Source organism: Yinghuangia sp. YIM S09857, from assembly GCF_051388915.1.
Lineage (GTDB): Bacteria > Actinomycetota > Actinomycetes > Streptomycetales > Streptomycetaceae > Yinghuangia.
In genome coordinates this window covers 64,950-75,603 of the sequence record NZ_JBPKBH010000030.1, presented here as the reverse complement: position 1 = coordinate 75,603, position 10,654 = coordinate 64,950, and the positions used below count along the sequence as shown (strand labels likewise).

Annotated in this window: 7 protein-coding genes; 4 read left to right on the top strand and 3 right to left on the bottom strand. The window is 72.9% G+C overall.

The genetic code is table 11. From position 1 onward, the window contains the following. The first annotated feature begins 387 nt into the window (after positions 1–387). Positions 388–2,244, top strand: coding sequence for a phosphatidylglycerol lysyltransferase domain-containing protein (locus tag ACRX5S_RS38500; protein ID WP_436777920.1), 1,857 nt, complete (start codon positions 388–390; stop codon positions 2,242–2,244). Positions 2,245–2,425: 181 nt separating this feature from the next. Here ACRX5S_RS38500 and ACRX5S_RS38495 read toward each other — a convergent pair whose 3' ends face one another. Then, positions 2,426–3,871 (bottom strand): WGR domain-containing protein, encoded by a 1,446-nt coding sequence (locus tag ACRX5S_RS38495; protein ID WP_436777919.1) that lies wholly within the window; start codon positions 3,869–3,871, stop codon positions 2,426–2,428. 422 nt (positions 3,872–4,293) lie between these two features. Between ACRX5S_RS38495 and ACRX5S_RS38490 the strand changes: the two genes are divergently transcribed. Continuing rightward, complete coding sequence (locus tag ACRX5S_RS38490) at positions 4,294–5,499, top strand: MBL fold metallo-hydrolase (protein WP_436777918.1); 1,206 nt, start codon at positions 4,294–4,296, stop codon at positions 5,497–5,499. On the opposite strand, the gene ACRX5S_RS38485 is transcribed toward ACRX5S_RS38490, so the two are convergent. Both ACRX5S_RS38485 and ACRX5S_RS38480 read right to left on the bottom strand, forming a co-directional pair. Next, positions 5,500–6,420: a universal stress protein gene (locus tag ACRX5S_RS38485; RefSeq protein WP_436777917.1), complete on the bottom strand. Its 921-nt coding sequence runs from the start codon at positions 6,418–6,420 to the stop codon at positions 5,500–5,502. Next, positions 6,417–7,892 (bottom strand): amino acid permease, encoded by a 1,476-nt coding sequence (locus tag ACRX5S_RS38480; protein WP_436777954.1) that lies wholly within the window; start codon positions 7,890–7,892, stop codon positions 6,417–6,419. The genes ACRX5S_RS38485 and ACRX5S_RS38480 overlap by 4 nt, the downstream gene beginning before the upstream one ends. A gap of 420 nt (positions 7,893–8,312) precedes the next feature. Between ACRX5S_RS38480 and ACRX5S_RS38475 the strand changes: the two genes are divergently transcribed. Then, positions 8,313–9,059: an anti-sigma factor antagonist gene (locus ACRX5S_RS38475; RefSeq protein ID WP_436777916.1), complete on the top strand. Its 747-nt coding sequence runs from the start codon at positions 8,313–8,315 to the stop codon at positions 9,057–9,059. Positions 9,060–9,130: 71 nt separating this feature from the next. After that, entirely contained in the window at positions 9,131–10,651 is a 1,521-nt protein-coding gene (locus tag ACRX5S_RS38470; protein ID WP_436777915.1) for a PLP-dependent aminotransferase family protein, read from the top strand. Positions 10,652–10,654 lie beyond the last annotated feature (3 nt).

The window sequence follows — 10,654 nt, the reverse complement described above, 5'->3', positions numbered from 1 at the left end:
CCCCCCCCCCGCGGCGGCTCGCGGGCGGTGGACAACCGAAGGGGCCCCGGGGCCGGACGTCCTGGGCGCGCCGCCGACATCCGAGGCCCGCAGCCTTCCGGCCGGGTCGCGCGACGGGTCGGATCCGGCGGCCAGGCCCTGGGGCGGAGAGGCGCCTTGCGGCCGTCATCCCCGTGAACGAGGCGATGTCCGCCTGTGTGCTCACGAGCGCAAAGCCGTCGGCGCCCTACCCTCGGAAGGTCAGAAATCTCGCGACAATTCGCCCGGACGATCTGGCATCACCGCGGATCGGACCGGGCATTCGCCTGCATTCGCCCGTTCCGAGGAGCCCACCCCCATGTACCGTGCCCAGCCTCGCGTCCGGACCGCCCGCCCGGCGGTGGACGGGTGAGCGGAAACGGCAAGGCGGCGAGCGAGGCGCCGACGCGGCGGGAACGCGTCCAACACGCCTCCGCCCGGCTCCTCGTCTGGTACCTGCGGCTCGTCGGCGTGTTCGACCTGCTTGCCGCGCTGATGGTGCCGCTCCGCACCCGCGTGCGTCGGCACGACACCGGCGAGTACTTCACGCCGTTCCTGCTGACCGCGAGCTTCACGATCGCCGCCCTGGCGATCTTCCTGGCCGTCATGCTCAACCGCCGCAAGCGGGCCGCGTGGGTGTTCACCGCGATCCTGCTGCTCCCCACCTTCGCGCTGTACGTACTGGCGCTGTTCTTCCACGACTTCCGGCAGCACCCGTTCAACTGGGTCTCCACGGCCGTCACTCTGGTGCCGTTCGCCGCGCTGTGGCTCGGGCGCGCGGAGTTCTACGCCAAGGGCGAGCGCGGCAACGTGGCCAAGGCCGGCGCAGTGCTGCTCGGCGGGCTCTCGCTCGTGATCATGCTGGGCGCCACGCTGGTGGCGCTGACCGACCGCCTCGACGAGGCGACCATGGCCGAGCGCGTGAAGTACACGATGCTGCGCATGTTCACGCTGGCCCGCGAGAGCGCGTACGACGACATCTCGGTGCCGCGCGCGACCGACATCGTCATCAACATCGCGGCCGTCGTGCTCTTCCTGCTCATCCTGTACGTGCTGTTCCGCGCCCCCAAAGGCCGCGAACTGTTGTGCCCCGACGACGAGGTCAAGCTCCGCGAACTGCTCGGCAAGTGGGGCGACCGCGACTCGCTCGGCTACTTCGCGCTGCGCCGCGACAAGGCCGTCATGTGGTCGCCGAGCGGCAAGTCCGCGATCGCGTACCGCGTGGTGGGCGGCGTCTCGCTGGCGGCCGGCGACCCGATCGGCGACCCCGAGGCGTGGCCGGGAGCGATCGAGCCGTGGTTGGAGGAGGCGCGCGAGAACGCCTGGGTCCCGGCGGTCATGGGCGCGAGCGAGGAGGCCGGGACGATCTATGCGCGGCACGGCCTCGACGCGCTCGAACTGGGTGACGAAGCCATCGTCGAGGTCGCGGAGTTCACGCTCGAAGGCCGTGCGATGCGGGTGGTGCGGCAGGCGTACAACCGCGTCAGGCGTGCCGGGTACACCACGCGCATAAGGCGGCATGAGGACATCCCGACGGCCGAGATGAGCGCGCTGCTCGACCTCGCGGACGCGTGGCGCGACGGCGAGACCGAGCGCGGCTTCTCGATGGCGCTCGGCCGCCTGGGCGACCCCGACGACGGCCGCTGCATGATGGTCGAGTGCACCGATGCGGACGGTCGGCTCCGCGCGCTGCTGAGCTTCGTGCCGTGGGGGCCGAAGGGCATCTCGCTCGACCTGATGCGGCGCGACCGCGAGTCGGAGAACGGCCTGCTGGAGTTCATGATCCTGGACGTCATCGGGCAGGCGAAGGACCACGGCATCGAGCAGATCTCGCTCAACTTCGCGATGTTCCGGTCCGTCTTCGAGCGAGGCTCGAAGCTCGGCGCGGGGCCGGTGCTGCGGCTGTGGAAGGCGGTCCTGACGTTCTTCTCGCGGTGGTGGCAGATCGAGTCGCTGTACCGGGCGAACGCGAAGTACCGGCCCATCTGGGAGCCGCGCTACCTGGTGTTCCGCAAGGCGAGCGAACTCCCGCGCATCGGGCTGGCGTCCGCCCGCGCGGAAGGGTTCCTGGCGGCGCCGAGCCTGCCGTCGCTGTTCGGCCGCCGGCACGCGGAGGGCGTCGCGCAGATGGCCGAGTCGCAGCGCGCCGCGGCGGCGGCCAAGGCCCAGGCGGCGGAGGGGCGGAAGCAGCCCGCGAAGTCCGGGAGCAGGGACGGTTCCGGCTGACCCGCGGGAACGGCGGACATGCGGTTCCGACCGACCTGCGGTACAGCGGACATGCGGAACTTGCGGTACAGCTGAAATAGGAAGGGCCCGGCGGAGCCGGGCCCTTCGCTTGTTCGTCCGGTCAGCGGTCGAGCTGGGCCGCACGACCGTCACCGGGTCGCGAACCGGCCGCGACTCGGGCTCAGACGAGGCGCTTGATCTCCCCGTGCGCGCGGTAGAAGCCGCCCTGGGCGGACTCGCGTACGCCCTCGACGACGTACCGTGCGCCCGGGACGCGCATGTTCTTGGGGAACTGCACGTTCCACCCGGCCTCGTAGCCCGCCGAGACGACGTGCACGCGCAGGCGCGAGTTGACGCTGACGCACTCCACGATGACGCCGTCGCCCGCGTCCGAGGTGGTCTCGACCTCGGCGGTCGGCACGACCGCGTCGAGGGTGGCGAGCTTGACGTCGCGGACCGCCGGCACGGTCCCGGCCTCGGCGGCGTGGATGGCCGCCTCGCTCACGTCGATGCACGCGAGCTGGCCGCCGGTGGTGACGATGTACAGGCGCTCGTCGTGGTACTGCATCGAGTACGCCGAGCCGCAGCCGGTGCCGAGCTTCCACAGCCGCGTGCCGTCGGCCTTGAAGCAGTAGACGGACGACGAGCTGTCGCCCGCGAACACGTACTCGCCGTCGCGGGCGGTCGCGCAACTGAAGACCGAGCCGTTGCAGTCGTAGGTGGCGAGCATCTTGCCGTCGGACTTGCGGATGCGGTGCACCTTGTTGCCGGAGGTTCCGGCGTACACGTCGTCCTTCTCCTGCCAGCCGAAGAGCACGGAGCCCTTGGTTGGCTGGTGCCACAGCCGTTCACCGGTGGACTTCGAGAAGCCCTCGACGCCCGCGGAGTGGCCGTGGTAGACGGCGTCGCCGTCCACCCGGACCATCCACGCGCCGGTGCCCTTGCCGCGCTCGGCCCACAGGGACTCGTCCTCGTGGTCGATCGAGGTGATGCCGCCCCCCGCGTCGGACACACCGAGCGTGCCGTCGTGGATGTCGACCCAGTAGATGTCGATGTCCTCGGCGATCTCGTACGCCAGGCGCGGCGCCTTGCCGCCGATGTCGTAGACGTTGCCGTCGTCGCAGCCCGCGTAGATCCACGACTCGTCGCCGACGATGCACTTGACGCCGTCTGGGAGCTGGTAGCGGTTGGTGACCTCGCCCTCGTGGCTCAGCGTCCACACGTCGCCGCGCTCGTTGCCGACCATGGCCCGCTCGCTGTCGACGAAGACGCCGAACGCGGCCGCGCCCGAGTTGTACTTCCACAGCACCGGCGCGCGCTTGACGTTGGACGGCGTGCGCGAGGCCGAGGTGCCCTGCGAGGGGATGGACCGGCGGGTGACCGAGCGGCGCTTGCGCACGCCGCGCACCGCGTCCTCGTAGCCCTTGCGCTTCTTCTCGCCGATCTTCTTCGCGGCGGCCGCGGCGGCCTTCTCGGCGGTCGGGTAGGGCGTGGTGGTCGCCTTGCCCGGGTCGCCGATGCGCCCGTAGGTGATCGTGACATCGGTGCCGGACACGACGACCTCGTAGAACTTGTGCGAGCCGCCGCCGTCCTCGGACAGCTCCAGGTACGACGTCGAGTCGGTCATGGCCGGTCACCCCTTGGCATGGTTTGAGATGTCTTGTGCGCCGCGCGCGTCGGGAAAAGTCGCCGACCGCACAGGAGTTGGGACCGCACCCCGGGATCCGGCGACACCCTGAGCCTATGGGGAACCGCCGACACCCCGCTGAGGTCGGGGGCGGGTGCCCGTCCGGTACGCGGCACGGGCCCCGCCGACCAACCCGTTCACTCACCCGGCGCACTCCCCGGGAAGGCCCGCGCGGCTACTCCCGCCGGAGCACCGGTCCACGCCCGGGCCCTCCCGGCGAACGACGTTTCAGGCCCGGCGTGGGGGTTAGTCTCCCCTCACCCGGCCTCGTCCCGATCATCGTCCGATCATCGGCGGCGGCGGGTGCCGCGGCCGGTCCCCGCACCGACCGCCGCCGGAGTCCTGCGTGGTTTGGAGTCTGAGTGACCGGGCAAGCCTTCGCGCCCCAATGGCCCGCCGCGCTGGGCGCCCGCCCCGCGGGCGAGCGCCTGGCGCGCGTCCGCCGTTCTCCGCACTTCGTCGACGGCGCCTTCCGCAACCCCGTGCCCACCCGGCGCATGTCCGACGGTGCGATGCGGCTGATGCTGCGCCAGCAGCGCGCCGCCGCGGGCCTGCGGCGGCCGACCGGCCCGATCCCGCTGACCGCGCGCCGGGCCGCGGACTACGCCGTGCCTCCGGAGAGCGGCCTGCGCGCGACCTGGCTCGGGCACGCCACCGTCCTGGTGGAGATCGACGGCCGCCGGGTCCTGTTCGACCCCGTGTGGAGTACACGCTGCTCGCCGTCCGCCGCCTTCGGCCCGGCCCGCATGCACCCGGTCCCGCTCCCCTGGGCCGAACTGCCGCCGCTGGACGCCGTGGTGGTCTCGCACGACCACTACGACCACCTGGACATGGCGACGGTCAAGGCGCTGGCCCGGCGCGACACGCGGTTCGCGGTGCCGCTGGGGCTGGGCGCGCACCTGGAGCGCTGGGGCGTGCCGCCGGACCGGATCCTCGAACTCGACTGGCACGAATCGGCGGACATCGCGGGCCTGTCGTTCACCGCGACCCCGGCACGGCACTACTGCAATCGGGGGGCGCGGGTCCTGGGCACGGTCCTGTGGGCGTCGTGGGTCGTCACCGGGCCCGGGCACCGGGTGTTCCACAGCGGGGACACCGGGTACTTCCCCGGATTCGTCGACCTGGGGGACGCGTACGGGCCGTTCGACCTCACGATGATCCAGACCGGGGCGTACGGCGACGCCTGGCCGGAGGTGCACCTCAACCCGGAGGAGGCCGTCCAGGCGCACGTCGACCTGGCCGGCGACGTGCTGCTGCCGATCCACTGGGGCACCTTCGACCTCGCCCCGCACGCGTGGCACGAGCCGGTCGAGCGTGCCGCGGCGGAGGCGGAGCGCCGGGGCGTACGGCTGGCCGTGCCGCGCCCCGGCGACTTCCTGGAACCGGCCCTGAAGTGGGACGCCGAGCCCTGGTGGCGCCCGGTCGCCCCCGAGGGCACCATCCGCGTCGTGGCCGACCCGGCGCACCCGGCCCCGGACGATCGTCCGCGGGCGGCGGGCACCCCGGCACCGGCCGCCGCTCCGGGGAGCCCGGGCGAACCGCCGGTCGAGGCGCCGGTCGCCGGCTGATCAGCGCCAGACGTCCAGCCGCGCCCCTCGGGGGAAGACCACGACCGGGACCTCCGCCGACCGGATGATCTTGGACGACACGTCGCCGACGAAGACCCGGGTCAGGGGCCCGACGTCGCTGACCGAGCAGACGAGGAGTTCGTCGGTCCAGTCCACCGCCGCGAGGGCGGAGGGGATGTCGTCGCCCTCCGCGAGTTCGACGTCGGCGGACACGCGCGGGCCCATGCTCTCGGCCGCCTCGTCCAGGTCGGCGAGCATCTGGTCGCGGGCCACCTGGAACATCTGCTCCTCGACGCCCGCGTGCTGGAGTCCGCCGAAGAACCGCTTCGGGCGGGCCAGCACGGTGACGAGGCGGAGCCCGGTGCCCAGGCGGTTGCTCAGCAGCGATCCGCACATCAGCGTGGCCGCTGAGCGGGCGGAGCGGTGGAAGGCCAGGGTGGTGCGCGAGAGCCGCGACGGCACCGCCGCCGAGTAGCCCCACGGCGCGAGCGCGACGGGGACCGGCGACCCGTGCAGGAGCTGGTCCGCGGTGCTGCCCACCGCGACGCGCCCGTGGTGCCCCTCGGGTGCGGAGCCGACGACGACCAGTGCCGCGCCCCGGCGTTCGGCCAGTTCGCCGAGGCCGCGGCCGCTGCCGCGGTGGGCGTGCACGGCGCGCCGGTAGGGGACATCGGGGGCGACGACCTGGAGGCGGCGCACCGCGCCGTCCAGGATCTGGTCGGCCTCGGCGCGCAGGAACGCGGCCCATTCGGCGTCGACCGCGCCGACCGGGGTGCCCGGCCAGGACTCCGGCTGGATGTACGCGAGCGTGACGCCCCAGCCCAGTTGCCGGGCCAGGACGCCGGCGAGGGCGACCGCGTCGTCGCCGCGGTCGTCGGGCATGCAGCCGACCACGATGCTCGGCTCGGCGGAGGCGCTCACCGCCGCGGCTCCCGTACTCCGCCCGGACCCGCTTCCCAGGTCTGGTCGCGCCATCGGGAGTGCCGGTAGCCGTAGAGCCAGTAGACCAGCAGTCCGGCGGCGAGCCAGCCGGCGAAGACCGCCCAGGTCTTGGAGTCGAGTTCGGAGATCAGGTAGGCGCAGAAGCCGACGCCCGCGATCGGGGTGAGTGGGAACAGCGGCGTACGGAAGCTGCGCGGCAGGTCGGGCCGGGTGCGGCGGAGCACGATGACGCCGACGTTGACGATGGCGAAGGCGAACAGCGTGCCGATGCTGGTCGCCTCGGCGAGGTACTTGAGCGGGAAGATCGCCGCGATGACGGCCACGAACAGGCCGGTGATCAGCGTGTTGGCGACCGGCGTCTGGGTGCGGCGGTCAATCTTGGCGAAGACCGGCGGCATCAGGCCGTCGCGGGACATCGCGAACAGGATGCGGGTCTGGCCGTAGAGCACGGTGAGCACGACGCTCGCGATGGAGATGATGGCGCCCGCGGACAGGATGGTCGCGGCCCAGGAGCCGCCGGTGACGTCGCTGACGATCTTCGCGAGGGTGGCCTCGGCGTCCTCGAACTCGCCCCAGGGCATGGCGCCGAGCGCGGCGAGGGCCACCACGACGTACACGATCGTGACGATGAGCAGGGAGAACAGGATCGCGAGCGGCAGGTCGCGGCGCGGGTTCTTGGCCTCCTCGCCGGCCGTGGAGGCGGCGTCGAAGCCGATGTAGGAGAAGAACACCTGGGACGCGCCCGCGCTGATGCCCGCGACGCCGAGGGGCGCGAAGGGGCTGAGGTTGCCGTCCTCGAAGGCGGTGAAGGCGATCGCGCAGAAGAAGGCCAGGGTCAGCAGCTTGATGAAGACCATGACGGTGTTGGCCCGGGCGCTCTCCGACACGCCGCGCACCAGGAGGATGGTGGCGAGGGCCACGACCACGACGGCCGGGATGTTGATCATGCCGCCGCTCTCGCCGGGCGGGTTGGCGATGGCGGCGGGGAGGGTCACCCCGAAGGCGGAGTCGAGGAGTTCGTTGACGTACTGGCCCCAGCCGACCGCGACGGCGGAGATGGACACGCCGTATTCGAGGAGGAGGCACCAGCCGCAGACCCAGGCGATGCCCTCGCCGAGGGTGGCGTAAGCGTAGGAGTAGGAGGAGCCGGAGACCGGGATGGTGCCGGCGAGTTCCGCGTACGACAGGGCGGAGAAGAGCGCGGTGATCGCCGCGAGTACGAACGACAGCATGACGGCGGGCCCGGCCTTGGGCACCGCCTCGCTGAGCACCACGAAGATGCCGGTGCCGAGGGTGGCGCCGACGCTGAAGAAGGTCAGGGTCAGCAGGCCCATGGTCCGCTTCAGGCCGGTGCCTTCGGAACCGTCCACGCCGCCGTGGCCGCTCTCCGCGAGGATCGCGTCCACCGGTTTCGTGCGCAACACCCCGAAGCGGGGCGCACGGTGTTGCACGGACAAGTCCGACCTCCCCGGAGGAGCCAGGACGGCGGACGCGCCGGGACGGGTGTCGCTGCCCCGGCCGCGGTCGGCCGTCGGGGCTCTGGGAAGCCCCGAAGGGAAATCATTGCCCGATTTCTGTGCTTTTTCACAAAAGACAGACCATTAGATGGGATATTTCCCTCAGGAAGGAGGGAGGCGGCCGGTCCCGACGGGCCATATCCGCCGAACTCGCCGGGAATGGCTGAGGAACCGTGTGCGAACTACATCTGTGCGGCGCGGATCAGGCGTAGCATCGGGCCCGTCACCAAGCCTGCCGCCACAGGTCCGTCCGTCCCGACCATCCGCCCGCCGCCCGGCCCGGGCGCGCCGAACGCCTTCGGCACACCGACGCCCGGCACGAGAACGCACCGGTACACACCTGAGGAGGCCCTGGTGACCACGGGCTCCAACCCGCCCCTGTTCACGGTGCGGGTCACCGTCCCCGCACCCGACCGCGCACGCGTGCACGTGGGCGGCGAGATCGACATGGACAGCGGACCGCGCATCGAGGACCTGATGGTCCGGCAGATCGCGGGCGGGCGCGTGCGGATCGAGGTCGACCTCGGATCCGTCGAGTTCATGGACTCCAGCGGCATCCACATGCTCTTACGGGTACGCCGCCACGCCCAGGAGGCCGGCGGCGGCCTCGACCTGCTGGCGGCCGGACCGCGCGTGGTCCGCCTCCTGGAGGTCACCGGGCTCACCGAGATCCTGCCGGTGCCGCGCCGCGTCGTCCCGGCCCTGGACGCCGACACCGGCACGGCGACCGGCTCCTACACCTGGAACCTGCGTACGGACGCGTGGTGGTGGTCGCCCGAGACCTACCGCATCCTCGGCCTCGCGCCGGACAGCGTGCGGCCCAGCACCGACCTGGTCCTCGGGCTGCGCCATCCGGAGGACACCGCGGACGGCGGGGCCGCCGAGGCCCGGCCCGAGGTCTTCACCGGAGCCCGGCTGGACGGCGAGCCCTTCACCTCGCGCCACCGCCTCCTCCTCGCCGACGGCACGGTGCGCACCGTGGCCGTGGTGGGCGAGATCACCCTGGACGCGGCAGGCGAACCCGTGCAGATGACCGGGTTCTTCGTGGACGTCAGCGACGAGGCGGAGGATCGGCCCGGCGGCGCACCCGGCGCACCCTGAGCGGGCCCGCCTGCCACAGACTGGACCCGTCGCGCCCAACGCGCGGCGGCACCGGAGAAGGAGTGGCAGGCGTGGACGTCGAACGGTTCGCCATGCTCGTCGGCGAGCGGCTGCGGCGGCCCCGCCGCAACGAGCGCCGGTCGCGTGGCGAGCGGCTGGCCGACGCGCTGGCCTCACTGGTCCGTTCGGGCGATCTCCTGGCCGACACCCGGCTGCCCTCCGAACGCGCGCTCGGTGCGGCCCTCGGCATGAGCCGCGGCACCGTCGCGTCCGCCCTCGACCAATTGGCGGCGGACGGGTTGGTGGAGCGGCGGCACGGCAGCGGGACGTACGTGCGCTCCGATGCGGTCGGCGGATCCCCCACGGGCTCCTCCGCGTCGGACGACGCCCCGGCCGTCGCCCCGAGCGGCGGTTCGACCGGCGGTTCGACCGGCGGGTCCAGCGACGCCGCGGCCGGCGCTCCCGAGCCGATCTTCAGCCGCTGGATCCGCGAGGGCACGGTCGTCGTCGACCTCGCGAAGTCCGTGGTGCCGGACGCTTCGCTGCTGCCGCGCCTGGACCTCACCGTCGAGGACCTGCTCGACGTGCACCCCGCCGACGGCTACGGCCTGCTCGGCGAGACCCGGCTGCGCGAACTCCTGGCCGAGGGCACCGCCCCGCCCGGTTACGGGCCCGATCGGCTGCTCGTCGTCGCCGGCGCGCAGCAGGCGCTTCACCTGACCGCGGACACGCTGCTCGCCCCGGGCGACCGGGTGCTGGTCGAACAGGTGACGTACCCCGGACTGCTCGCGGCGGTCGAGCGGTTCGGCGGCGTGCCGGTGATCGTGCCCGGGGACCGCTACGGCTGGTCCCCCGACGCCTTCGCCGATGCGGTCGAACGGCACCGCCCGGCCTACGCGTTCACCATGCCCGTACACAACCCGACCGGCACGGTGGCCGCGGACCGGCGGGTGCGCGCGGTGGCCGCGGTCGCCCGGGAGACCGGCACCCTCCTGGTCGAGGACCGCTCGCTGGCCGACCTGGTGCTCACCGAAGGACCGCCGCCGCATGTCCCGTCGGCGGCGGCCTATGCCCCCGAGCACACGGTGTGCCTGGGCTCGCTGTCCAAGTCGATCTGGGGCGGCCTGCGGGTGGGGTGGATCGCCGCCCACGAGCCGGTGTTCGCGCGCTTCGTGCAGGCGAAGCGGCGTACCGACCTCGCCACCTCGGCCCTCGACCAGCGGCTGGCCGTCGCGCTGCTCGCCGACCCGGGCGCGGCCGCGCGACGCGACGCCTGGCGACGAGACCTGCGGGTGCGCCGCGACCACCTGTCCGCGCGGCTCGCCGCCGAACTGCCGGACTGGTCCTGGTCCCGGCCCGCCGGCGGCATGTCGCTGTGGGTACGCCTCCCGGGCGCCGACGGCGAGGCCTTCGCCGACACCGCGCGGCGGCACGGCGTGGCGGTGTCCCCGGGCGCGGTGTTCGGCCCACCGGGCGGCACCGCCGCCGCGGACCGGATCCGGCTCAGCTTCGGCTGGCCGGAGCCGGTCCTGTCGGAGGGCGTCGACATGCTCGCCACGGCCTGGGCCGAACACCGCGCCAGGCGGCGCTGACGC